Origin of the sequence: Caenimonas koreensis DSM 17982, from assembly GCF_009646335.1 — a bacterium.
Lineage (GTDB): Bacteria > Pseudomonadota > Gammaproteobacteria > Burkholderiales > Burkholderiaceae_C > Ramlibacter > Ramlibacter koreensis.
Genome location: NZ_WJBU01000003.1, coordinates 21,644 through 45,294 on the forward strand (window position 1 = coordinate 21,644; position 23,651 = coordinate 45,294).

Annotated in this window: 22 protein-coding genes; 7 read left to right on the plus strand and 15 right to left on the minus strand. The window is 64.3% G+C overall.

What is annotated here, in order from left to right:
* Positions 1 to 62 precede the first annotated feature (62 nt).
* Complete coding sequence (locus GHT07_RS03770; protein ID WP_228488170.1) at positions 63 to 452, minus strand: cupin domain-containing protein; 390 nt, start codon at positions 450 to 452, stop codon at positions 63 to 65.
* Positions 453 to 515: 63 nt separating this feature from the next.
* Between GHT07_RS03770 and GHT07_RS03775 the strand changes: the two genes are divergently transcribed.
* The 3 genes from GHT07_RS03775 (at position 516) to GHT07_RS03785 (ending at position 2,050) form a co-directional block, all read left to right on the plus strand.
* Complete coding sequence (locus GHT07_RS03775; protein WP_153583734.1) at positions 516 to 1,004, plus strand: BON domain-containing protein; 489 nt, start codon at positions 516 to 518, stop codon at positions 1,002 to 1,004.
* A 177-nt stretch (positions 1,005 to 1,181) separates the two neighbouring features.
* On the plus strand, positions 1,182 to 1,616 hold the full coding sequence (locus GHT07_RS03780; RefSeq protein WP_153583735.1) for a helix-turn-helix transcriptional regulator: 435 nt from the start codon (positions 1,182 to 1,184) through the stop codon (positions 1,614 to 1,616).
* A gap of 137 nt (positions 1,617 to 1,753) precedes the next feature.
* Positions 1,754 to 2,050 carry a cell envelope biogenesis protein TolA gene (locus GHT07_RS03785; protein WP_153583736.1) on the plus strand — a complete coding sequence of 99 codons (297 nt, stop codon included), beginning with the start codon at positions 1,754 to 1,756 and terminating at the stop codon, positions 2,048 to 2,050.
* 17 nt (positions 2,051 to 2,067) lie between these two features.
* Here GHT07_RS03785 and GHT07_RS03790 read toward each other — a convergent pair whose 3' ends face one another.
* Positions 2,068 to 5,931 (minus strand): Ig-like domain-containing protein, encoded by a 3,864-nt coding sequence (locus tag GHT07_RS03790; RefSeq protein WP_153583737.1) that lies wholly within the window; start codon positions 5,929 to 5,931, stop codon positions 2,068 to 2,070.
* A gap of 28 nt (positions 5,932 to 5,959) precedes the next feature.
* On the minus strand, positions 5,960 to 7,348 hold the full coding sequence (locus GHT07_RS03795) for a dienelactone hydrolase family protein (RefSeq protein WP_323740794.1): 1,389 nt from the start codon (positions 7,346 to 7,348) through the stop codon (positions 5,960 to 5,962).
* Between the two features lie 118 nt (positions 7,349 to 7,466).
* On the opposite strand from GHT07_RS03795, the gene GHT07_RS03800 reads away from it, so the two are divergent.
* From GHT07_RS03800 to GHT07_RS03810, 3 genes are all read left to right on the plus strand, one after another.
* Positions 7,467 to 8,378 (plus strand): LysR family transcriptional regulator, encoded by a 912-nt coding sequence (locus GHT07_RS03800; protein ID WP_153583738.1) that lies wholly within the window; start codon positions 7,467 to 7,469, stop codon positions 8,376 to 8,378.
* The gene (locus tag GHT07_RS03805) at positions 8,375 to 9,322 is read left to right on the plus strand and encodes a Bug family tripartite tricarboxylate transporter substrate binding protein (protein ID WP_153583739.1); all 948 of its coding nucleotides are present in this window, start codon (positions 8,375 to 8,377) and stop codon (positions 9,320 to 9,322) included. Before GHT07_RS03800 ends, GHT07_RS03805 begins: the two co-directional genes overlap by 4 nt.
* An 82-nt stretch (positions 9,323 to 9,404) precedes the next feature.
* Complete coding sequence (locus tag GHT07_RS03810; RefSeq protein ID WP_153583740.1) at positions 9,405 to 11,168, plus strand: IlvD/Edd family dehydratase; 1,764 nt, start codon at positions 9,405 to 9,407, stop codon at positions 11,166 to 11,168.
* Between the two features lie 85 nt (positions 11,169 to 11,253).
* Here the strand turns inward: GHT07_RS03810 and GHT07_RS03815 are convergent, their stop codons facing one another.
* Genes GHT07_RS03815 through GHT07_RS03830 form a run of 4 tightly spaced genes read right to left on the minus strand, consistent with a single transcriptional unit; the run spans position 11,254 to position 14,664 of the window.
* On the minus strand, positions 11,254 to 11,853 hold the full coding sequence (locus GHT07_RS03815; protein WP_153583741.1) for an ATP-dependent Clp protease proteolytic subunit: 600 nt from the start codon (positions 11,851 to 11,853) through the stop codon (positions 11,254 to 11,256).
* A 53-nt stretch (positions 11,854 to 11,906) separates the two neighbouring features.
* The gene (locus tag GHT07_RS03820) at positions 11,907 to 13,520 is read right to left on the minus strand and encodes an MFS transporter (protein WP_153583742.1); all 1,614 of its coding nucleotides are present in this window, start codon (positions 13,518 to 13,520) and stop codon (positions 11,907 to 11,909) included.
* Positions 13,521 to 13,525: 5 nt separating this feature from the next.
* Positions 13,526 to 14,179, minus strand: coding sequence for a retropepsin-like aspartic protease family protein (locus GHT07_RS03825; protein WP_153583743.1), 654 nt, complete (start codon positions 14,177 to 14,179; stop codon positions 13,526 to 13,528).
* On the minus strand, positions 14,179 to 14,664 hold the full coding sequence (locus GHT07_RS03830; RefSeq protein ID WP_153583744.1) for a YajQ family cyclic di-GMP-binding protein: 486 nt from the start codon (positions 14,662 to 14,664) through the stop codon (positions 14,179 to 14,181). Before GHT07_RS03830 ends, GHT07_RS03825 begins: the two co-directional genes overlap by 1 nt.
* Positions 14,665 to 14,706: 42 nt before the next feature.
* Between GHT07_RS03830 and murB the strand changes: the two genes are divergently transcribed.
* Positions 14,707 to 15,747: a UDP-N-acetylmuramate dehydrogenase gene (gene murB, locus GHT07_RS03835; RefSeq protein WP_153583745.1), complete on the plus strand. Its 1,041-nt coding sequence runs from the start codon at positions 14,707 to 14,709 to the stop codon at positions 15,745 to 15,747.
* A gap of 3 nt (positions 15,748 to 15,750) precedes the next feature.
* On the opposite strand, the gene GHT07_RS03840 is transcribed toward murB, so the two are convergent.
* The 8 genes from GHT07_RS03840 to GHT07_RS03875 form a co-directional block, all read right to left on the minus strand.
* Positions 15,751 to 16,692 carry a polysaccharide deacetylase family protein gene (locus tag GHT07_RS03840; protein ID WP_323740786.1) on the minus strand — a complete coding sequence of 314 codons (942 nt, stop codon included), beginning with the start codon at positions 16,690 to 16,692 and terminating at the stop codon, positions 15,751 to 15,753.
* Positions 16,674 to 17,117 carry a hypothetical protein gene (locus GHT07_RS03845; protein WP_153583746.1) on the minus strand — a complete coding sequence of 148 codons (444 nt, stop codon included), beginning with the start codon at positions 17,115 to 17,117 and terminating at the stop codon, positions 16,674 to 16,676. Before GHT07_RS03845 ends, GHT07_RS03840 begins: the two co-directional genes overlap by 19 nt.
* Positions 17,118 to 17,135: 18 nt before the next feature.
* Positions 17,136 to 18,491 (minus strand): argininosuccinate synthase, encoded by a 1,356-nt coding sequence (gene argG, locus GHT07_RS03850; RefSeq protein ID WP_153583747.1) that lies wholly within the window; start codon positions 18,489 to 18,491, stop codon positions 17,136 to 17,138.
* A 15-nt stretch (positions 18,492 to 18,506) separates the two neighbouring features.
* The gene (ppnP, locus tag GHT07_RS03855; RefSeq protein ID WP_153583828.1) at positions 18,507 to 18,824 is read right to left on the minus strand and encodes a pyrimidine/purine nucleoside phosphorylase; all 318 of its coding nucleotides are present in this window, start codon (positions 18,822 to 18,824) and stop codon (positions 18,507 to 18,509) included.
* Between the two features lie 56 nt (positions 18,825 to 18,880).
* Positions 18,881 to 20,275 (minus strand): DUF1501 domain-containing protein, encoded by a 1,395-nt coding sequence (locus GHT07_RS03860; RefSeq protein ID WP_153583748.1) that lies wholly within the window; start codon positions 20,273 to 20,275, stop codon positions 18,881 to 18,883.
* 10 nt (positions 20,276 to 20,285) lie between these two features.
* Positions 20,286 to 22,286, minus strand: coding sequence for a DUF1800 domain-containing protein (locus GHT07_RS03865; protein WP_228488171.1), 2,001 nt, complete (start codon positions 22,284 to 22,286; stop codon positions 20,286 to 20,288).
* A 184-nt stretch (positions 22,287 to 22,470) separates the two neighbouring features.
* Positions 22,471 to 23,181, minus strand: a complete 711-nt coding sequence (locus GHT07_RS03870) for a glycine zipper 2TM domain-containing protein (protein ID WP_153583749.1) — start codon at positions 23,179 to 23,181, stop codon at positions 22,471 to 22,473.
* A 96-nt stretch (positions 23,182 to 23,277) separates the two neighbouring features.
* The gene (locus tag GHT07_RS03875; protein ID WP_153583750.1) at positions 23,278 to 23,637 is read right to left on the minus strand and encodes an ArsC family reductase; all 360 of its coding nucleotides are present in this window, start codon (positions 23,635 to 23,637) and stop codon (positions 23,278 to 23,280) included.
* Positions 23,638 to 23,651 lie beyond the last annotated feature (14 nt).

The following is a 23,651-nucleotide window of genomic DNA, read 5'->3' on the forward strand; positions in this document are numbered from 1 at the left end:
GGTGCTTGAGCCAGACGCCGTGCGATGAACCGTTGATTCGGTGGGACGAAACGCGGGCGGGCTCAGGTCGCGTGCCACGGTCCTTCGACGAACAAGGCTTCACCTTCGCCCGGCCAGGGCGGCATCGTGATGGCGACAGCGGACAAAGCTGAGTTGGCCGATGCGCGAAACTGGAAGTGCGTGCCGAGTGGAATCGTCAAACTCACACCGGTCTCGAGCGCCACGATTTCTTCGCGCTCGCCTTGCCTGCGCCACATCTGGCCGCTGCCTTCGACGATGTACCAGATCTCTTCGACCGTGCGGTGCGTGACTGCCTTGGCCACCTGTCCGGGCAACAGCCTGAAGTGCGCCATGCCTGCGCCAGCAAGTGCGGGCAGTACTCGAACCTGCGAGCCGTCGGGCGCGACGACAGTAGGCAGCACAGGCAATTGCAAAGTGGTGAAGTCGGTCATGGCAAATGTTTATAGCAGCACGTCGGGCTCTAAACTTCATGCCACCGGTCTCAGGAGTTTGCTATGAAGCGTTGGGTGTATGTATTGTTCTGTTGCCTGGGCGCGGAATCGGCCCTTGCGCAAGACACGCAAAACTACTTCGACGATCCATTTTTGCAGGTGACGGCCGGTGTGGCGAACTGCCCTGTGCCGCAGCCGCCAGGTATGACGCAGGCCGAGCTTCCGGCGGCAGCGCATGTGCGGTCGCAGCATGGCGGCAGCTGCTTTCGGGCGGGGCGATGCCGGTTGCCTGATTCGTATCTCTACGACAAGGAAATCATTCCTCGCGTGAAAATCTACCTCACGCAGGACGACCGCTATGCCAACACCAGCATCTGGGCCCAGGGCGAGCGGCGTCTTGTGACTTTGATGGGTTGTGTGCAATCCGAGCAGCAGTCGCAGGAGATCGAGCGCTCCGTGAACCTGATCGACGATGTGATGGGCGTGATCAACTACTTGATGGTCGGCACCCAGGCAACACCGAAATACAAGGTCATCACCCCGAAACCATGACAAGGCACCACATGCGTTGTCTCACTGGTTTTCACGGCGCTGCTGATCTGGTGTGCCAGGACTGATTTCAGGAGCGAAAACCGGGCGCTGGATACATTGGTTGGCTGGCCTGCACTCGTGCGCAAAGCTGAAATACACAAATAGGCTTCACTTGCGTTTGGCGCACAATGCAAGCCTATGCCAAATATTGCATCACTCCTCAAAGAAGAAATCGCGCGTGTGGCCCGCAAGGAAGTCCGCGCCGAGACGTCGTCGATGAAAAAGGCCGTGAGCCAGTACCGCAGCGACATTGCCGCACTCAAGCGGCAAGTGCGCGAGCTGGAGCAGCAATCCAGGAAGCTGCGCCGCGTCACGTCGAAGGTGGCGGCTGTCAGCGCAGAACCCACGGAAAAGAAGCTTCGCTTCAGCGCCAAAGGTTTTGCCGAAGCTCGCCGGCGTCTTGACTTGTCTGCTGCCGCTGTGGGCCTTCTGATCGGTGCGACCGGCCAGTCGGTCTACAAGTGGGAGCAGGGCAAGGCCCGCCCGCGCGTCAAGCACCTGGCCAAAATCGCCGAGCTGCGCGCCATGGGCAAGCGTGAGGCGACTGCGCGTCTGGAAGCGCTCGCGGGCTGATTGCCTGCGTGTGCCACCGAGTCTGATCCGCATGGATCAGTTCAAGTGTCGATGCCGTCCTACACGCCAGTCGGGGTCCAATCCGTTGTCTCTGTAGCAGCCGGATACCCTGGCGAGCCATTGAAAGGACTTCCCTCATGAACAAGACTCTGATTGCACTCTTCGTCGCCTTCGCCGGCACCGCTTCCTTCGCCGCTTCGCACACGGGTGCACCGATGAGCCCCGCCTCTGCGCCCATGGCCACGACGGCCCCGATGAGCACGATGACCAAGGCCGAAGCCAAGGCTGCCGAAAAGAAGGCCGATGCCGACTACAAGGCCGCCAAGAAGGCCTGCAAGCCCCTGAAGTACAAGGAAGAAAAGGCCTGCAAGGCGCAAGCCAAGGCAGCCCACAAGAAGGCCGAAGCCGACATCAAGGCCGCGACCGCGAAGTAAGCTCGCGGCCCACGGGGCTAGACGACCAGAAGCTCACCCTGCAGCGAGATGCCGATGATCTCGCTGCTGGTGTGGCCGTGACCGTCATCGAGCAGCACCGTGAACCAGTCCATTCGCTGCTCGCCCGCTTGCAGCAGTGGGTCGACCACGGCGTTGTCTGCTGTGTAGAGCCAGTTCACCTGGCCTGCGTGCCCGTCCGAGCGAACCACTGCCTGTAGCGTTCCCAGGTTGCCGTCCTGCGGCGACACACTCACGCTGTGGGCGGTGTAGGCCGGATCGACAAACGTGAAGGCACCCGCCGCTGCCAGGGTGGCAGATGCCATCGTGTTGCCGAGGTCCGTCACGACGCCGGGCGCCGTGAAGTGATAGAGCGAATTGAAGCCGAGCGTCGCGGATGCAACGCCCTGCAGCGCGACTGCCGTTGCCGCATCGATGCCCAGGTCTGCCGCCACCTGGTCGCTGGCACCCAGCGCTCGCGCATCCAGCCCGGTGATCGTTTCAAACAGCGTCAGCCCCGCGAGGTACGAGCCGTACTTGCTCGCGTGCAGGTTGTCGTCGAACCAGAGGTTGATCTTTCCGGTGGAGACGCTCGCTGTGTCCGTCTCGGTGTAGGGGTCGCGAATGGCCAGGCCCTGCGAGACGGCATTCATGAAGGCGGTGCTCACCGGCGCCACGCCGGCAAAGTCGGCGTTGACCGTTGCAAGGTGGTTGTACGCACTCGCGAGGTCCGCAGACATCTGCTCGAGCGTGAGGTAGTACGCCGTGGCCTGCGTGGTGGACTGCGTCACTGTGCCGCCCGTGTATGCGCCGTTGGGCTGCAACACTTTCTCCGTGATCATGTCGTAGGCGCCAGCAATCATGTCGGGCCGCGCCCACGTCGAATAAAGGTACACGTCGGTGGCAGCGTCGGCATTTGCGTTGGCGGCGATTGTCGTGCCGGGAATGGTGGTCGTGTCGGCCGCGCCGGTGTGGATGTAGTTTTCGATCAGCGTCGCGTACTGCTCAAATGCTGCAGTGTCGGCATTCGCGCCTGACGTGGTCTTGAGCGAGTAGCCGGTGGAGCCGGCCGATGACAGGCTGAAGTCCGACTTCGACGCATCCGTGGAGAAGTACGTCGCGGTGCCGTCTTGCGTGAAGTTCACGGTGAGTGCGCTCGCCGTGCTGCCCGATCGCGTGAACGTGTAGATCAGGCTCTGGCCCGCGCTCTCGTACGTCGAGGTGGCGGTGGTCACCGCCAGCGTGACGTTGGGCAGGCTGGTGTCGGTGCCCACTGGAAAATCATCGTTGACGATGGTTGCGGTCACCGCGCCGGCGGTGCCCAGGTTGTAGTCCTGGCCGGAAGCGGGATGCGTCAGTGTGACCCTGATGGACTCGTCGTTCTCCACATTGGTGTCCACGTGCGGGTCGAGCGTGAGGCTTGCGGAAGTCTGGCCCGCCTTGATCACGATCGTGCCTGTGTTGGACGTGAACGAGACGCTACCCGTCGTTGTGTTCACGCCCGTGTCGCTGCTTGTCAGGAAGCCGTTGCCATTCGTGAAGCGATAGGGCGACGTGGTGCCGCCGCCCGTGCTGGAGAACGCGCCGGTCGTCGTGTTGTACATCTCGAGGTCCTGGCTCGCCGAGATCGTCGTCGAGACGGAGGGCGCTGTTGCCCCGTCGCGAAAGACGGTGAACGTGACGGTCATGTCACTCGTCGTCGCACCTGTGCGTGTGAAGGTATAGACGAGGTTGTTGCTGCCGTCTTCGGCCACCGAGCCCTGTGTGGCTACCAGCGAGACAGTGGGCAGCGCCGAGTTGACTGCGGGAGGCGTCGGGTCGTCGTTGAGGATGGTCGTCGTGACGGCGCTGCTCGTGCCGACGCGGTAGGTGGTCGACGACGCCAGTCTGAGGGCCAGCGTTTCGTCGTATTCGGCCAGCGCGTCGCCTGTCGGCGTGACGATGAGTGTTGCTGTGGAGCTGCCGGGCGCAAACGTGATCGAGCCCGAGCCGCCAGGCAGCGGCTCGTCGGTCTGGTCCTGCAGCACGACGATGTCCCACTTTTCGCTGGAAATGTTGCCGCGCAAGTCCCAGCCGGCGGGTGACGTGTTGGCATAGTGGCCGCGCAAGGTGGCTGCGTTGCGCGTGGAAAGCGAGACGTCATAGCTCAGCCCCAGCTCCTGCGCAAACATGTCGATGAGGCCGGCCACGCCGCCCCAGTTGTGCGGCTCGTACAGGTTCGAGCCAGTCAGGTTGGTGAATGTGCCGCCCTGGTCGGGCGAGGTGAGGTCGTGCACGCCACCCGGGTTCGTCACGGGGTCATAGGTGTTGTACGACATGACCGGATCGACCCGGCCAAACGTGGCGCTGTTGCCCACGAGCAGGACCTGGTTGAACACCGTGTCGATCGACACGCCCGGTGCAATGATCCCGGTGCCTGTGTTGCCTGCAGCGTCGGCGAAGTTGCCCGGCATCACGGTGATGTGTGCGCCTGTGCTCAGGTTCGCGCTGGCGGCTGCCGTGAAGGTGGCCGAGCGCGTCAGCCCGGATCCGCTGATCGCGCCCAGGGTGCCGCCGGTGACGGCGATGTCGCCGTCGGCGAAGCTCGTGCCGGGGTCTTCGCTGAAGGTGAACGTGATGGTCGCGCTCTGGCCGCTTTGCAGCAACCCGGCTGAACTGGTGATGGCAAGCGAAGGCGCTGTCGTGTCGACCTTGAACGATGCGTTACTGGCGGCGCCAGCGTGTGTGAGCACGGCTGCAGCCGCAGGCTCGCTCATCGTGCCGCCGTTCGGCGACAGGCTGTTCGCATCGACGCTGATGCCATCGAGGTCGGTTTGCCCAGCCTGGATGGTGTAGCTGAACACCAGCGCCGTACTGCCGCTGCCCGACGTGTAGTTGGCGTAGACCGTCGCACCGCCGATGTTCAGCGCGATCTGCGGTGTGCCGGTGACCGTAGTCGCTTCTGTCATGGTCACCGTCACGCTGACCGTATCGCCCGCATTGAGCAGGCCATCGACCGCGCCCGATGCAGATGTGAGTGCCACGCTGGCGACCTGCGGCGCTTCGTTGAGCACGTTGACCACCACGGCCTTCGTCGCGATGTGAATGCCGTCGTTCGCAATCACGTTGAAGCTGTAGGAGGTCTTGGCCTCGTAGTTCGCCGAAGCCTTCAGCGTGACGACGCCGTCTGCCGAAATCGCAAGCAGCGATGCGTCGGCGCCGCCCAGGCTGTACGTCGGCGCGCCCAGGCCGTCGGCATCTGTGGTGGAGGCCGTGTAGACCGGCGTGGCAATGGCGGCGTTCTCCGCGACGCTGCCACTGGCGCCGGACGTGAACACCGGCGGCGCGTCGTTGACGTTGTTCACGGTCACGACGACAGCCTTCGTCGTGGTCTGCTCGCCGTCGTCGGCAATCACGGTGAAGCTGTAGCTGGACTTGGATTCATGGTCGGCCGGCGCCAGCAGCCTGACTTCGCCGTTGGCGGAAATCTTCAGCAGCGCCGCGTCGGCGCCGCCCAGCGAGAAGGTCAGGCGGTCGCGCGGGTGATCGGGGTCGACAGCCGCAGCGCGGTAGATCACCGTTGCGAGGGACGCGTTCTCGGTCACCATGCCCGTTGCTGCGGAGGAGAACACCGGCGCCGTGTCGTCAAGGTTGGCGACCGACAACTTCACGACAGTCGTCGTCTCGGCCAGCCCGACCGTAGCGATCACCTCGAAGCTGTAGGTCTTGCGGATCTCGTAGTCGGCAGCGACTTTCAGCGTGACGATGCCATCTGTCGAAATGTTGAAGAAGTCTGCGTCATCACCGGCGAGCGTGTAGTGCGCATGCGGATCGCTGCCGGCGGGCGGCGCGTAGATGACTTTCGAGACGGACGTGTTCTCTGCAATTCTGACCTTGCGCTTCATGGCAATGCTCCGGAAGGTATGGGCGTGTTCAGTGGCGGGGCGGCACGCGCGATGCGAGCGGCGGGGGCTGGTAGTCGGGCTTGAACCGGCAGCCCTTGCCGTACACCGGCTCGAACGGCAGGCACTGCTGTGCAATTTGCGCGGGCGTCGGTTTCGGCGCGCCGCGTGTCCATGCAGACAGGGCTGCGAGCAGCGTTGGATACGCCGCGTCGCTGAGGTAGCTGTGCGTGTTGTCGGCAGTGAAGGTTTGCACGAGGTGGTCTGCCGTGCCTGCCTTTTGCATCGTTCGCAGGAACGAGTCGTCCATCTCGACGAATGCGGTGGGGTCATCGATGCCATGCACCGTGAGCACGGGCACCGGAATGCGGCCATCGGGGTCGGTGTCGGCCGCAAAGGTCGCAACGGCCCGCGGATCAGCCGCGTACCGGGCGACAGATGCATTGAGCGCTGCGTCGTCGGAAGAGCCGCTGTAGCGCACGCCCATGTTGCCGAAAGGGCTGGCCCCGGCCGTGCGCATCTGCACGACATCCTGGAAGTGGAACGTGGCCCACGCCATATGACTCGCGATGGAGCTCGCCGGGATCTTCACCACATCGACGATCGTCTTGATTTTTCGAAGCTCCTCCGGCGTGCGCTGGGCTTGCGGCTTGCCCAGGCCCAGGCACTCGTTGATACGCGCGTTGAGGTCGGCGCTGGTCATCCGGGCGCCCGCAGGCAAGCCGATGGACAGCGGGTATTGCGGCTCGCTGGCGCGCGGGTGGTTGCCGCAGAGCGACTGGTAGATCACGCGCAGGTCAATTCGGAAGTCGTAGGCCGTGCTGCCGCCGGCGAGCACGCCACTGGTGAGCAGCACACCGTCATAGGGCCGCTTGCCCCTTCCATCGTCGGTGAACATCGACGCGCCCACGGCCGCGACGCTCGCGCCCCACGACTGGCCATGCAGGATGGTCAACTGCGGTTGCGCGACGTGCTGCAGGAAGATGCGGCGAAGCCGTTCCGTGTCTTGCGCCGCAGCGCGCACAGCAACACCGCCCTGTCGAAACGTGGAGCCTGCCCAGGCATAGCCCGCCTTGACGACGATGGCCCAGCGCTCGAGGTCTTCCACGCTTCGCTCCATGCGCGGCGCGCCAAGCGCGGGCCCGCCATGCGCGTGCAGCACGAGCGTGCCGTTCCACTGCGCGGGGATCGCGATGAGGTAGAAGGCGCCTGCCGAATCCTGGCCGGAGAGGCAGCGTGTGCCTGCAGGCACCTGCGCCGGACAGGGGGTAGCCTGTGGCGCAGCCTCGGCCGTGGCTGCGAGTGCGGCGGCGGGCTGCGCCGTGCCGGATGTGTTGGCGCAGCCGGCGAGCAGCGTGGCAGCGGTGACAGTGATGGCAAGTAGCGGCAGGGCGAGCTTGCGCCCGCAAAGGTGTGAGATCACGAGACTTGTCTCCAGCGGTCCCCGGGCTTTGGATGGCCCGGTGTAGGGGCAACTATGCGGTGGCAACTGCATTAATTCAAATAGAATAAAAAGCCGATCTGCAGACGAATTCGATATGGAACTGAAGCACCTGCGCTACTTCGTGGCTGTGGCGGAAGCAGGCCATATCACCCGTGCCGCTGCCCGGCTGGGCATGCAGCAGCCGCCGCTCAGCCAGCAGATCCGCGCACTCGAAAAGAGCCTGGGCACCCAACTCTTCGACAGGCATCCCAAGGGCGTCACGCTCACGGGCAGCGGCGAGATGCTGTTGGCCGACAGCCGCCGCCTGCTCGAAGAGGCAGACGCTGTAAAAACCCGTATGCGTGCCGTGGCGGCCGGCCACGCGGGCGTGCTCACCATCGGTTTTACCAGCTCAGCTGCTGCACACATCTTCACGCCGCGCGTGCTGCGCGAGTGCCGCCAGGCCTACCCGCACATCGCGTTGCAGATCGGCGAGGACCACGCTGCAGGCCTGACTGAAGCGCTGGCAACGCGCAAGCTGCATTGCGCCTTCCTGCGGGTGCCGGTTGCCAAGCCGCCAGGCGTGGTGTTCGAGACGCTGCTGCGCGAGCCGGTGCTCGCCGCGCTGCCTGATGGGCATGCGCTGCTGGCGGGTGCGCAGCGCTCGCTCAAGCTCGAACAACTGCGCGACGAGCGATTCATCCTTGTGCGGCAGTCCGGCGCGCCCGGCCTGTATGCCAACCTCCTGTCGCTGTGCGAACAGCAGGGCTTCACGCCACAGGTCGTGCATGAGGTGGGCCGCATGACGACAGCGCTCAGCCTTGTGGCGGCAGGCGAAGGGGTGACGGTGGTGCCTGCATCGATGCAAGGCGTGCATCCCCAGGCCATCGGATACCGGCTGCTCAAAAGCGCGCGCAGCCTCGATGCGCCGCTGACACTTGCGTTCCGTGAAGCGGACTATCACGGCCCGCTTCGCTCGTTCATCGAACTCGTGCGCCAGTCGGCCCGGCGCGCCGTCGAGCCATGAAGCGCCGTCATCTACTGGTCGGCTCGGCATGCGCACTGGGTGCCATGCACGTCGGTGGGGCGCAGGCGCTGCGCATCGTCGTCGCCTATCCGCCGGGCGGCATCAGCGATTCGGTGGCGCGGGTGCTGGCGCGCCAGCTCGATCCAATACTCTCGCGACCGGTGATCGTTGAAAACAGGCCGGGCGCAGGCGGCAGCCTGGCGCTATCGCTGATTGCCAACGCAGCGCCTGACGGCAACACGCTGGGTTTCTGTGCGATCAGCCCTGTCGCCTTGTCGCCGCATTTTGGCAATGCAGGAGCAAGCGTGGCGCCGAACGTTGCGCCCGTGAGCGGCGTGATGCACACGCCGCTTCTGCTGGTGGCAACAAGCGCCATGGCCGCGCGCAGCTTCGCAGACACGATCCGCGATGCGCGGGCGACCCCCGGCCAGTTGCGATGGGCGACGTCGGGCGTCGGCACCATCGGCCACCTCGCACTGGAACAGGTCAACCGGCAGTACAAGCTGGATGTGGTGCATGTGCCTTACACGGGCGGTGCGCCCCAGCTGCAGGACGCGCTGGCTGGCCGCTTCGAGCTGTTGTCTACCAATCTGGCCCCGCTGCAGATCGACTACGTTCGCGCTGGCAAGTTGCATGCGCTGGCCGTCGGCGCACCGGCGCGCTCGCAAGTGCTAGCCGATGTGCCAACCTTCGCCGAGCTGGGGTGTCCCGCTGCCAACCTCAGTTCGCTCTTTGGTGTTTTCGCGCCGCCCGCGACGCCGGCCGCCGTCGTGGCCCACCTCAACGCCGCATGTGCGCAAGTGCTCAGGCAGCCGGTCTTTCGCCAGTTGCTGGCCAGCGGCGGCAACCTGCCGGCCGACGGCAGCGCCGCCGACTTCGCCAGCGAGATCGCGCGGCAGTCCGAGGCGAACGCGCGCCTGGTTGCCGCGATGCGGGTGCGTTGAGCAGGCCCTATCGACGACTCGCGCTGTTAACACGCCTCACACTCCTGAACGTCCATGACAGGCCGCCGGTCTACACTGAGCCATGGCAGAGCAAGATACACACAAAGACGACGCCGCGGACGCGCCCGCCGGCATGCGCAAGGGCGTCACGCACTACGGTGACGCCGGCTTCTCGCTCTTCCTGCGCAAAGCGTTCATCAAGGGCGCTGGCTACACCGACGCCGCGCTCGACAGGCCCGTGATCGGTATTGCCGATACCGGCAGCGGCTACAACCCCTGCCACGGCAACATGCCACAGCTCATCGAAGCCGTGCAGCGCGGCGTGATGCTCGCGGGCGGCCTGCCGGTGAAGTTCCCGACCATCTCGATCGGCGAGAGCTTTGCGCAGCCCACCAGCATGTACCTGCGCAACCTGATGTCGATGGACACCGAAGAAATGTTGCGCGCGCAGCCGATGGATGCCGTGGTGCTCATCGGCGGTTGCGACAAGACGGTGCCTGCGCAATTGATGGGCGCTGCCTCTGCGGGTTTGCCGGCGATTCAACTCATCACCGGCTCGATGCTCACCGGATCGCATCGCGGTGAAACCGTGGGCGCGTGCACCGACTGCCGCCGCTATTGGGGCAAGTTCCGCGCAGAGGAAATCGACGAGACCGAGATCGCCGATGTGAACAACCAGCTTGTCGCGAGCGTTGGCACCTGCTCGGTCATGGGAACGGCAAGCACGATGGCGTGCGTGGCTGAAGCACTTGGTATGACAGTGCCCGGTGGCGCGTCGCCGCCTGCTGTGACGGCAGACCGCATGCGTGTCGCCGAGCACACCGGCAGTGTCGCCGTGCAGATGGCGAAGTCGCGCCTGACGATCGACAAGGTGCTGACAGCGAAGGCTTTCGAGAACGCGATGCGTGTGCTGCTGGCGATTGGCGGCTCCACCAATGGCATCGTCCACCTCACGGCGATTGCAGGCCGCATGGGTTTCGAGGTGGACCTGAAATCGCTCGACCGCATGGGCCGCGAGACGCCGGTGCTGGTGGACCTGAAGCCGTCCGGCCAGCACTACATGGAGCACTTCCACGCCGCAGGCGGCATGACGGCGTTGCTGCGCGAACTGAAGCCGCTGCTTCATCTGGACGCGCTCACCGTGACGGGCCGCACGCTCGGCGAAGAGATCGATGCAGCGCGGCCATCGTTCAAACAGGATGTGATTCGCACGCGCGCCCACCCCATCTATCCGCAAGGCGGCATCGCCGTGCTGCAGGGCAACCTCGCGCCCGGCGGCGCGATCATCAAACAGTCGGCGGCCGATGCGAAACTCATGGAACACGAAGGCCGCGCTGTTGTTTTCGAAGGGCTCGAAGATCTCGCGAATCGTATCGACAGCGACGATCTCGATGTGACGGCCGACGACGTGCTGGTGCTCAAGAACATCGGCCCGAAAGGCGCGCCGGGCATGCCCGAGGCGGGCTACATCCCCATCCCGCGCAAACTCGCGCGGCAGGGTGTGAAAGACATCGTCCGCATCTCGGATGGCCGCATGAGCGGCACCGCGTTCGGCACGATCGTGCTGCATGTGACGCCTGAGTCGGCCGTTGGCGGGCCGCTCGCGTATGTGCGCAACGGTGATCGAATCAGGCTGTCGGTGGAAAAACGAGAGCTGGCGTTGCTCGTTTCAGTCGATGAACTGGTCAGGCGCAAGAGCGCGCAACCTGTTGTCGCGCCGACGGCGCAGCGCGGCTATCGCAAGCTGTTCCTCGAAACGGTGACACAGGCTGACCAGGGTGTGGACTTCGACTTCCTGCGTGCGGCGAAGATGGTTGCGAAAGTGCCGTCAGTTCCGCCTGCCTGACACTGGCTGGCGATGCCCGGAACAACCATGACCCCCATCATCGAGCGCAGGGCGGGGCTCGCTGGGCAAGCCCCCGCCCTACTGCCTACTTCAGGTCCGTCTTGCGCTCGATGATCCGGCCGACCAGGCCGTAAGTGATCGCCTCTTGCGGGCTCAGCCAGCGGTCACGCTCGATGTCTTCCAGCACTTGAGCGAGCGGCTTGCCCGTCTCGCGTGCGATGGTGCCGGCAATGCGTTCACGTGCCTTGATGATTTCTTCGGCCTGGATGGCGATGTCAGTCGCCTGGCCGCCTGCGCCGCCGCTTGGCTGGTGAATCAAAAAGCGCGTGTGCGGCAGGCAAAAGCGACGCTCCTTCGGCACGGCCAGGTAGATGTGCGTGGCCGCGCTGCCGACCCAGCCCGTGCCGATCATGTTCACCGGCGAATTGATGAACCGGATGATGTCGTGCACCGCTTCGCCCGACTCAAGGTGGCCGCCGGGTGAGCTCACCAGCATGTCGATGGGCTTGTCTGACTCGGCGTCCAGCGCGATGAGGCGGCGCGTGATGTCAGCGGCGGTCTGGTCGGTAATGGCACCGAACACCAGCACCGTGCGCGACTTGAAGGCCTTTTCTTCAAGAAAGGCGTTGCGCGGCTCAGCGGTGTTGGCAGACGGTTCGTCGTGTTCGTTGTTGAGGTAGTTCATAAAAGTTTTTTCTGGGTTCTCACAGGCCACAGTATGCAGCGAGCCAATAGTCCCTAGCGCTCGACCACGAATCGCCGCACCACCGGTGGATCTTCGCCGACATGGAAGGCCAGGCGCCGGTCGCGCAGGCGCACATCCGCAGCGGTGACGCGGTCGAAGCGGCGCAGGTGTTCCGTCCAGGACGGGTCGGAGTATTGCTCGACCACAAGGCTCGGGTCGTACAGGTCTTGCATCACCTGCCAGTCGGTCGCGCCTTGCCCGATGCGCCCGCGCCGCGACTCTTCCATCAGCGCCATGAACTCCACGGCACGGGCTGGATCGATACGGTATTCGATGCTCACCAGGATGCGGCCGGCGCGCGGCGGTGTGTCAGCATGCGGTGCCTTCAGCACGCGAGACGGCGACAAATCTTCTTCAATGCCGCGGTCCACCACGAGGCGCTGCGCGATGAACATCAGCACCACGCCTGAGATGGCCGCTGCCAGCAGTGCGTCGTGAATGCCCACGCTGTTCGCGACCTGGCCCCACAGCGCGGCGCCCGCAGCCGTCGAGCCCATCAGCGCCATCTGGTAGATCGACATGCCGCGCGCGCGCACCCAGTCGGGCAGCGCCATCTGCGCCGCCACGGTGAGCGAATTCGCCACCGAAATCCACGCCATGCCACCGAAGAACATGCCGGGCACCGCCACGTAGATGTTGGGCGCGAAAGCCACGACGACCGTGGCCGCGGCCTGCATGGCAGTGCCCGCGAATATCAGCGACTGCAAGGGCAGCAGGCGGCGCACGCGCTGCATCTGCAGGGCGGCAAACACAGCGCCAGCACCCATCGACGCCAGCAGCACGGTGAACGTGCCGGCTTGTCCGCCCGGCAAGCTGCGCGCCACGAGTGGCAGCAATGCAAGCAGCGCAGTCGAGTGCAGGAAGAAGAGTGCGATGCGTACAAGCACGGCGCGCATGCGCCCCGACTGCCAAACGAACTGCACGCCCACACGCATCGCGCTGGCAAGGCGTTCACGGCCCAGCGGGCTTTCGATGTGCTCGCGCTTCCAGCGCATCACGACAATGCCGGCGGTGATGGACAGGCAGGCGTTGAGCGCAAACACCCAGGCCGTGCCAAAGCTTGCGATCAGCGCGCCTGCGACGAGCGGCCCGATGATGCGCGACGCGTTCATCGACACGCCGTTGAGCGCCAGTGCCGACGCGAGCTGCACGCGCGGCACGAGCTCGGGCACGATCGCCGCAAACACCGGCCAGCGCATGGCCAGCCCGACCCCGTTGCAAAACGCGAGCGCCAGCAGCAGCGGTGGCGTCATCCAGCCCATGACAACGGTGATGCAGATGATGGTGGCGACACCAGCCACCCAGAACTGCGTCATCATCAAAAAGCGCCTGCGGTCGAGGATGTCGGCCAGCGCGCCGCTGGGCAGGCCCAGCAGGAACACCGGCAGCGTTGAAGCGGACTGCACGAGCGCCACCCAAAGCGGCGTGGGCGACAGCGACGACATCAGCCAGGCGCCGGCCACGTCGTTCATCCACATCGTCGTGTTTGCGGCCAGCCACGTCAGCCACAGCCTGCGGAAGATGGGGCTGGCGAGTGGCGCGAATGCTGAGTGCGACTCTTCTGCCTTGCGCGCGGCGCTGCTTGCGGGCTGAGGCGAGTCAGGCATTCAGGTCAGTACCTTCGCTCGAGCACCATCTGGCCGCTGCCCTGCGTCATCTGGAAGCGCGAGAGAAAGCTGTTGCCCAGCAGGATGAAGGGCATGGCCTGCGGGCCGACGACAGCATCGACATTGAACACCTCCACGTCGCCCAGCCGGACCGAGTTCAGCTTCACGAGCGAGACGGTCATGGGACCGTTGGCCGTGCTGATCTGGCCGCGCTGCGTGCTCTTGAGGTAGTCAATGCCCAGGCGCTGCGCGTCGGACGCACTCATGGCAATGAACGTCGCGCCCGTATCCACCATGAAATTGACGGAGCGGCCGTTGATGCTGCCCGCGCTGAAGTAGTGGCCGCCACTGCCGACGGGCAGCACCACCCGTGTGCCGCTCCCACCGGCTGCCGCGCCGTTGCCCGAGCCCACGCTCGCTGGCGCATCGCCCACGCGCAGGGTGTGCTTCTTGCCGTTGATTTCGAGGACGGCCTGCTCACCGGAGGTGGAGACCACTTTGACACCATCGCGCGATTCGCCGGGCGCCACCACCCGCGGCGCTGCGCCGTTGATGATCAGCAGCGCCTTGCCGCCGAGCATGCCCGTGAGCGCGACTTCCTGAGCGATGGCGCACGTGCACGCAGCAGCCAGCACGACGGCTGTGAGGAGCGCTTTCATCAATCCCTGAAGTTGTCGAAGGACAGCGGCACGTCAGTGATCTCTTTGCGGATGAGGGCCATGGCGGCCTGCAGGTCATCGCGCTTGGCGCCGCTGACGCGGACCGCGTCGCCCTGGATGGCCGCCTGGACTTTCAGCTTGCTGTCCTTGATGAGGCGCTGGATTTTCTTGGACTGCTCCGTCTCGATGCCGTTGCGCACCTTGAAGACCTGCTTGACCTTGTCGCCGCCGATTTTCTGAACGTCGCCCTTGTCGAGAAAGCGCACATCGACGCTGCGCTTGGTGAGCTTGGCGAGCAGCACGTCTTCGACCTGGCTGAGCTGGAAATCTGCGTCGCCGAAGAGGGTGATTTCCTTGTCCTTGAGTTCGAGCGCGGCGGAGGTGCCCTTGAAGTCGAAGCGTGTGGCGATTTCCTTGGAGGCGTTTTCTACTGCGTTTTTTACCTCGACCATGTTGGGCTCGCACACTGTGTCAAATGAAGGCATCGCCCCCCCTTTTCGCTCTACGTCAGATGCGACAATTGTCCCATGATCGTGGAGCAAAACGTACCCCTGCAGGCGCACAACAGCTTCGGCATTGTGGCCAAAGCCAGGGCGCTGGTGCGGGTGCGAAGCGAAGCAGATGTGCAGCAGGTGCTGGCCCAGCCAGACCAGCGCGACGTGCCCAAGTTCGTGCTGGGCGGCGGCAGCAACATCGTGATCACGGGCGATGTGAGGCCATTGGTGCTCAAAGTCGAGGTGCCGTGCAAACGCCTGGTCGATGAAACTGCCAAGGCATGGATCGTCGAGGCCGGCGCCGGCGAAAACTGGCACGACTTCGTCACCTGGACGCTCGATAACGGCTTTCCCGGGCTGGAGAACATGGCGCTGATCCCCGGCACCGTTGGCGCGTCGCCGGTGCAGAACGTCGGCGCGTATGGCGTGGAACTGCAGGATCGGTTCGAGTCACTCGACGCGATCGATCTCGTCACCGGCAAGCTGTTCACGCTGGAAGCCGCGCAATGCGGCTTTGGCTATCGCGACTCGGTGTTCAAGCACGTCGCCCGGGAAGAGGGTGATTTCGGGCTGGCGGGGCGGGCGCTCATCCTGCGCGTGCGCTTTAGGCTGCCCAAGCCGTGGAAGGCCGTGCTGGGCTATGCCGACATCGAACGCAAGATGCACGAGACGGGCATCACCAACCCCACGCCGCGCCAGATTTACGACTGGGTGTGCGCTGTGCGCAGCGCCAAGTTGCCCGACCCGCGGGTGGTCGGCAATGCGGGCAGCTTCTTCAAGAACCCCACGGTCACCAACGACCAGTGCCAGGACATCATCGCCCGCGAGCCGAACATCGTTCATTACCCGATGCCCGATGGCTCCGTGAAGCTGGCGGCCGGCTGGCTGATCGATGCCTGCGGCTGGAAGGGCAAGTCGGTGGGCAATGCAGGCGTTTACGAGAAGCAGGCGCTGGTGCTGGTCAATCGCGGTGGCGCGACGGGCGGCGAAGTCGTCACGCTCGCGAAGGCGATCCAGACGAGCGTGTACGAGCGCTTTGGCATCCGGCTGGAGCCGGAGCCGGTGGTGGTCTGACGCTCAGTCGGCCGGCAGGCCCAGCGCACGAAGCGCAGGCGCCTCGTAGTCGCCGTCTTCTGCGGGGTAGCGCAGGCCCGTCACACCTGTGGCCTTTGCCAGTGCCCAGACGATGCTTTCGCCAGCGGGGAGCGTGTCAGGTGGCGTGGCGTACAGCGGATCAGTGAAAGCCTTGCGCGGCGAGATGATCGCCCAGCCCTGGCCTTTGAATGCCTCGACGACTTGCGGCAACCATGTTGCGTTGATCGCATTCACGTGCAGCAGCATCACGTGCATGGGGCGCTTGCCCGTCACCTGCAGCGCGAGCTTGTCGTAGTAGGCGGCGCGGTCAAGCAGGTGGCGGATGTAGTGGGCGCGAAGCACCTCCAGCTTTGCGTCTTGTCCACCTGCCTTCGAGAGCGTGAGGAATACGTCGTTGTAATACCAGTCGCTGGTGTCGATTGATACGGGCGCGCTTTCGTAACCGTGGTCATACATCCACGCGCGCATGCCGTCGCGCTTGTCGACCGTGTCGCCTTCTTTCAGGAACGGGAAACGCAGGCGCCGCTGCCAGGTCGGCAATGCGTTGAAGGCTGCGTCGGCCTCCTGCACGTCTTCGATGAACGCCTCGAGCGCCACCTTCTGCGACCCCAGGCTGCGATGGCGCGAGGTGTGGTTGCCCACGGCATGGCCTGCAGCGGCCCAGTCAGCGATCAGTGCGCGGCCCGCGCCATCGCCGGTGCGAGCCAGCGCTGGGAAAACCATCGCCTTGATGTCAGCGCGACGCAGGTGTTCGAGCAGTTGCGAATTCCACGCGCGGGCCTGCGGCTCTTTGTCGGGGTTGAGGCCGTCGTCGAACGTCAAGCTCAGCGACTGCGCCCCTGCGCTGCCGGCAAGCAGCAGCGCCAGTGCAATGACAGCCCTACGCACATTCATCGCAGGCAGCATCAGAGGATCCGGTCCCACCAGCCCTGCGCATTGACGAAGCGCACCAGCCCCATGCCAAGAGCGAAGAGAAAGCCGTACCAGAAGCGGTCGATGCGCACGATTTCCTCGCCGCGCTGGCGCCGCCACGCACCTATCAGCGCCATGAAGGCACCAGAGGCAAACGGCATGAGCAAGAGGTTGGCGATGCGGCCGAAGAAGGTGGGGATCACGGTGCCCGGCACCAGCAGCACGCTCAGCACGCCGATGCCGCCGCCAATGGCAAAGTACATCAGCGCTGCAACCGGCGCGCTGACGGGTGCCCGGCGGCTGGAAGGCGCCTTGCGCTGGAACGCGTGGGCGCCCAGCTCGAACAGCGTCTGGAAGATCAGCTGGATCAGCAGCTCGCCGAAAAATTCAAACAGGAAACCCAGCAGGCCAAACAGGAGCTCTGCGAGGATTTCCATCGTTATGCGGCGCGCGGTTTACTCGCCGGTCTTGCCGTCTTTGCCGTCGTGCCCCAGGTTGGGCAGCTGCGAGTCCTTGCCCATGATCAGCAGGCCCGCGCGGCTGTACACGCCCAGCTTGGCGCGCGTGTCGGTGATGTCCAGGTTGCGCATCGTGAGCTGGCCGATGCGGTCCTTCGGCGAGAAGGGCGCGTTCTCGACCTTTTCCATCGACAGGCGCTCGGGCGCGTAGGTGAGGTTGAGCGACTCGGTGTTCAGCAGCGAATAGTCGTTGCCGCGGCGCAGCTCGATCGTCACTTCACCGGTGATGGCGCGTGCGACCCAGCGTTGCGCCGTTTCGCGCAGCATGATGGCTTGCGGGTCGAACCAGCGGCCTTGATAGAGCAGGCGGCCGAGCTTGCGGCCGTTGTCGCGGTACTGCTCGATCGTGTCTTCGTTGTGGATGCCGGTGACCAGGCGCTCGTAAGCGATGAACAGCAGCGCGAGGCCCGGCGCTTCATAGATGCCGCGGCTCTTCGCTTCGATGATGCGGTTTTCGATCTGGTCGCTCATGCCCAGGCCGTGGCGACCGCCGATGGCATTGGCTTCGAGGATCAGGTCGATGGGGCTGTCGAATGTCTTGCCGTTCAACGCGACGGGCTGGCCTTCTTCGAAGCGCACCGTGACGGTCTCTGCCTTGACGACGACGTCGTCCCTCCAGAATGCAACGCCCATGATCGGATTCACGATCTTCATGCCGGTGGCCAGGCTTTCGAGATCCTTCGCCTCGTGCGTGGCGCCGAGCATGTTCGAATCGGTCGAGTACGCCTTCTCGGCGGACATCTTGTACGCAAAGCCTGCTTGCGTCATGAACGCGGACATTTCAGCGCGGCCACCGAGTTCGTCGATGAAGGCCTGGTCAAGCCACGGCTTGTAGATCTTCAGCGAAGGGTTGGTGAGCAGGCCGTAGCGGTAGAAGCGCTCGATGTCATTGCCCTTGAACGTGGAGCCATCGCCCCAGATGTTCACGTCGTCTTCCTTCATCGCGGCCACGAGCATGGTGCCCGTGACGGCGCGGCCCAGCGGCGTGGTGTTGAAGTACGTGACGCCCGCCGTGGAGATATGGAATGCGCCGGCCTGCATGGCGGCGATGCCTTCATGCGCGAGCTGCAGGCGGCAGTCGATCAGGCGCGCTTGTTCGGCGCCGTATTGCATGGCCTTGCGCGGAATCTCTTCGTAGTCAGGCTCGTCGGGCTGGCCGAGGTTGGCGGTGTAGGCGTAGGGCACTGCGCCCTTCTTGCGCATCCAGTGCAGGGCAGCGGAGGTGTCCAGGCCGCCTGAAAAAGCGATGCCGACTTTCTGGCCGGCGGGCAGGTGTTCGAGGATGGTGCTCATGGCTTAGGTTGCGCTTTAGCCGAAGTGGCAGATGTAGTGGTAGGCCTGCGCCACCCGGATGTCGAAGCTGGTGTTCGCGCCGATCGAGAACTTCTCGCCGGGGCCGCTCGTGTGCCACTGCGATTCGCCCGCCAGCTTGTATTCACAAGAGCCGGCGACGCATTCCATGATTTCGGGAGCGCCTGTGTTGAAAGTGAGTTGCGAAGGAAGGATCACGCCGACCGATTTCTTCGTGCCGTCTGCCAGCGTCACGCTGTGGCTGACGCACTTGCCGTCGAAATACACATTGGCCTGGGTGGCGATCGAGGCGCCGTCGATTTTTGCGGATGTCATGTGCGGAAGAAACGGGCGCATTGCGCGCCCCTGCTGGAAACCGCCAATTTTACCCGTCAGGCCATGAAGCCCAGATTGCGCGTCGTGAAGTGAGACAGGTGGGGCAGCACCATGTCCTGGTCGGTCTGTGAAACACCGAACCAGGTGGCAAGCGTGCCCGCGAACTGGTCCACCGATGTGGAAGGCAGCAGGCGCCCCTGGCCCACGTCGTCCGGGCCGTTGTTGGCAAGCACGGGCGCTGTGCCGACGAACGACTTGCCCTTCACCGCGCCGCCCAGCACAAACTGCATGTTGCCCCAGCCATGATCGGAGCCATCGTTGTTGCCCACGAGCGTGCGGCCGAAGTCGGAGCCCGTGAAGGTGGTCACCGCGTCGGCAACGCCGAGTTCTTGCATGGCCTGCTGGAACGATGCGAGTGCGTTGCCCAGGTTCGTCATCAGCGTGGGGTGCTGGGTGACGAGGCCATCGTGGGTGTCGAAGCCGCCCAGTGACACGAAGAACACTTGCCGTTTTGCGCCGAGCGCACTGCGCGCGCCGATCATCCGCGCCACGATCTTCAGCTGGTCCGCGAGGCTGTTGGGCGTGGGGAATTGCGTGGCGAGCGTGACGCCTGCCAGTGCGCTGGTGAGCTGGCCGTTCGCATCGATGGAGCGCTTGGCCACGCGTGCATATTCATTTTCGAGCAAGTGGGCACGCGGCTGCGTCATGAGGTCGGCCAGTGCTGCCGAGCAAGCGGTCGATCCGAACAATGCGGACTGGATGCCGTTGACGGGCACCGAGCCGTTGGTCGTCACTTGATATTGCACGGCCGTATTGCCAGCGAGATATACCGCGTTGCCCGCCGCGCTGATACACGTGAATGTTGCGTTGCCGTTGCCCGATGCGTAGAGGTCGCCCATGCGGCCGCCCCAGCCCGAAGCCGCGCCTTCGGGCGATGACGATTGCCAGAACGACTGCTGGTCGTTGTGCGAGAACAGCTTGGGCGGCAGTTGCACTGACTTGGCTGTGTATTGCGCCTTGGTGGTCGGCTCGACGAGGGTGCCGATGTTCAGCAGCACGGCCATCTGTTGCGCGTCGAAGATCGGCACCAGCGGTGCCAGGCCCGGTGCGAGGGCGAACTGCCGGCCGCTCGCCAGTGGCACCGTCGGGTTGAGCACCGTGCCGGCCAGCGACGTGCGGCTGATCGCCAGGTTGGGGCGAAAGCTCGCGTAGGCGTCGTAGCTTGGCTGGTCATACGCGACGAGTGTGCTGGCGTAGTCGTTGCCGCCGTAGAGAAACACGCAGACAAGCGCCTTGTAGTCGGTGGCCGTGGCCGCAGCGGCTTCGCCCATCGCTGCGAGGCTCATCGCCCATGGTGTGGCCGAGGCGGCAACCGACAAGGCGGCGCTTCGCTTGAGAAAGGCCCGGCGCGACGCGTTGTCGGGAAGGATGTGGGGGAAGTGATTTTTCATCGTGTGGTCCTCACTTCTGTGCGATGTATTCAGGCGCAGCGAGCACCAGCGTCAGCGCCGCTTTCACACGATTGAGCTTGCCGGCGTCCGTTGTCGGGTTGATCGTGTCGAGCGCGGTTTTCAGAGTCGCCAGGCGGGCGGCTGGCACTTGTCCCGCCGCGAGCACGAGGTTGATTTCTGCGAGCAGCGCCGCCGAATCGGTGGCCAGCGCCACCAGCGCCGTGTAGTCCGCGCGCACATCGCCGATACCCACACCATTGACTGCGCGTTGCATGTAGTTGATGTAGCCCGCGACAGACGATTCGGTCGTGATCTGGAATTCGGGCGCGACAAGGCCTTGCGCGGCGATGGAGCTGGTCGGCGGCACGTAGCCGGGACGGAAGAAGTTGAAGACTGATGGCGAACGCATCGGGCTTTGGCCCAGGCGCGCGCCAGGGTCGGACACATCGCCAATCGCCCACAAGTCGCCCGGTGACGTCGCGCCGAAGCCGCGCGCCCAGTTGAGAAAGCGCACGACGGGCTCGCGCAGCTTGCCGAATTCGGCGCTGGATGCATTCGCGGGGTCGCGCGCTTCGGTATCCAGCAGGATCGCCTTGACCACTGCTGCGAGATCGCCGCGCACGCCGGCGCCATTGTTGGTGAACACGGCTGCGACGCGCGCCACGTAAGTCGGGCTGGGGTTGCTCGTGACCAGGCGCTGGATCAACTGGCGTGAGACAAACGGCGGCAGGTTGGGGTGATTGAAGAGCGTGTCGAGTGCAAGGGTGAGGCTGTCGCGCGCTGACGTGCCCGAGGCGATCGTCACACCGAGGAATGTCTTCGCGCCCGTCTCGTAGCGGTTGGGCACTTGCGTCATGGGCCGCTTGTGGATGTCGGGCGGGAAGGGCGACACATAGCCCGACGTATCGACGTCCCAGCCGGTGAACACGCGCGCCAGGCCACTCACATCCGCGGGCACGTAGGTCTCGCCGCCGCTGGGTGTGCCGTCGCTGTTGAGCTTGAGCAGGCCCACGGTGAACAGCTGCATCAACTCACGCGCGTAATTCTCATCCGGCTGGCTGCCGGTGTTGACGTTCGCCTTCGTGTTGCCGCGAAACGTGAGGTAGTAGCCCATCGCCGTGCTCAGGCTCACCTGGTCGAGCAGCGTGCGGTAGTTGCCGAAAGCGTTGGCTTCGAGGATGTCGAGGTAGTTCGCCACCGCGAACTGGCGCCACGCCGTGTTCACGCCGCTGACGGAGACCACCAGGATTTCAGACAGCGCGAGCGTCACGCGCTGGCGCAGCGAGTCGGGCGCAGTGATGAGCTTGTGCCAGATGGTGTTGTCCAGCCCCTGGGTGCTGTTGCGGAAGTCTTCGGCGCTGAAGCCGTGTTCAACCAGCCAGTCGTAATGTGTCTGGCTGCGCGGCATCGCGATTTGCGTGTCAACCCACGCGGCATAGGTTGTCGCTTGCATGGCAGCGATGTCGGCTTTTGAAGCCCCGTGGGTTGCCTGCGCCAGAAAGCGTGCTGCATCCAAAGCCGTCGCAGGGCCCGCTGCACAGCTGGCCGGATGGGCCGAGCAGCTGAAGCTCGCAAGCGTGCCGACCCACAGGAGCACATCGTTGGTGATCGGGCCGATCACATACACATCGTTGCCCGCAACGCCGAGGTAGGTGCCGTTCTCGGGGTAGTAGCGATAGATGTAGGGCGCGTAGACCAGGTCGGGCTGGTGGCTCGGGAAGTAGCCGGGGTACGCGTTCTCGGCCCAGTTCATCAGGGCTGTCGCGTCGAACGCTGCCGTGGAATTCGACTGCGCTGCGGCCAGTGGGCTGGCGCGAAACAGGCTGGTGTCGCGCTTGGCGCTGGCGAGGTCGAGCATGGGCGCCGGCGGTGCCGGCGAGCCGCCACCACAAGCGGAGAGGGCCATCGCGGCAAGTGCCGCCGCTGCCACAGCCCCCGTCGGCACGGCGCCTGCGCCTTCGAGCGATGTCCGCAGCTGCGAAAGGTCTTGCTGCGCGATCAATTCTTCCATGGCAACCCCTGAACAACGAGTCACCATTGGAACGGGCTGATGCTGTCTCGGCGGTGAACCAGAGGTAAGTGCTGAGTAAAAGTATCTTGCCGCGGCTTACACAGCAGTTCGGGTGCAACAAAAAAAAAGCCGCGCAGTGCGCGGCGTTTCGAAGCGGGGGGCGCGATTGCCTTGGCGCCCGCAATCAGCGCCAGTGGCGGTGGCCGTACCCGCCGCCGTAATAGCCCAGGCCAATCGACAGGCTCACCGGATACGGGTTGTAGTAAGCGGGGCTGTAATAGGCGGGGCGGTAATAGACGGGGTAGCCCACCGTGGCCGTGGACACCACTGCCGGCGAAACCATCACAGCTTGCGGCCCGTACGTCACGCCTGCTTCAGAGGTGACCGCGGACGAGGGCCCGATGTTGTTGGAGCTGATCGGCGAGACTTGCAGCCGGATCGTCGGACCCGGGTCATACGGCATCTGTACCGTGTATTGCTTGCCTGCGTATTCGTAGGTGACGTTGTAGGAAACCGTGCGGTTTTCGTACGTCACTTGCGTGGTGCACTGCTGGCCTTGTACGTATTGGCCGTTCTGGTTGTTCTGCTCGATGTTGTTGCCGATGGCCGCACCACCCACCAGGCCAACCGCAGTGGCTGCTGCACGTCCGCCGCCGTGACCGATCTGGTTGCCGAGCAAGCCGCCGACGATCGCGCCGACCAATGCCCCGCCACCTGACGGTTGTTGCTGCACCTGCTGCACAGGCTGCACGGTGCAGACCTGGCGCGGCACCTGCACTTGTTGAATGACCGGCGTTGCCGAGAGGACGCGGCCGACTTCCTGTGCCTGTGCCTGTGCGACGCCCGAGATGGCGGCCAATGCGCCCATCGTTGAAACGACTACTGCTGTTTTCATCGATGCTCCTTCAGTTGCTCGTGAATGAATCAATTTTAGGCAAACACCTGTGCCAGGTGGTTTCTGTTGAGTAAAGCCTGGGCAAAGCGGTATCCATCAGCGGCCTGGCAGCAACGTTTGCCAGACTGCTGTGTCGAAACCCACGGTCGTGTGCTTTTTGTCCCACTCGACCACCGGCCGCTTGATCACGCTGGGGGTCGCCAGCATCAACTTCCTGGCTGTCATCGAATCCCTGACTTGCTCCTGCACGGAAGGTTCCAGCTTGCGCCACATCGTGCCTTTGCGATTGACAAGTTTTTCCCAGCCGACGGCCTGGATCCATGCATCGAGATGGTCTTCGGGCACGCCCTGCTTCTTGAAGTCGTGGAAGGTGTGTTCGACGCCTTGCTCGGTCAGCCAGGCGCGTGCCTTCTTGACGGTGTCGCAATTCGCAATGCCATACAGGGTGGGGTTCATGGGGCAATCTTAAG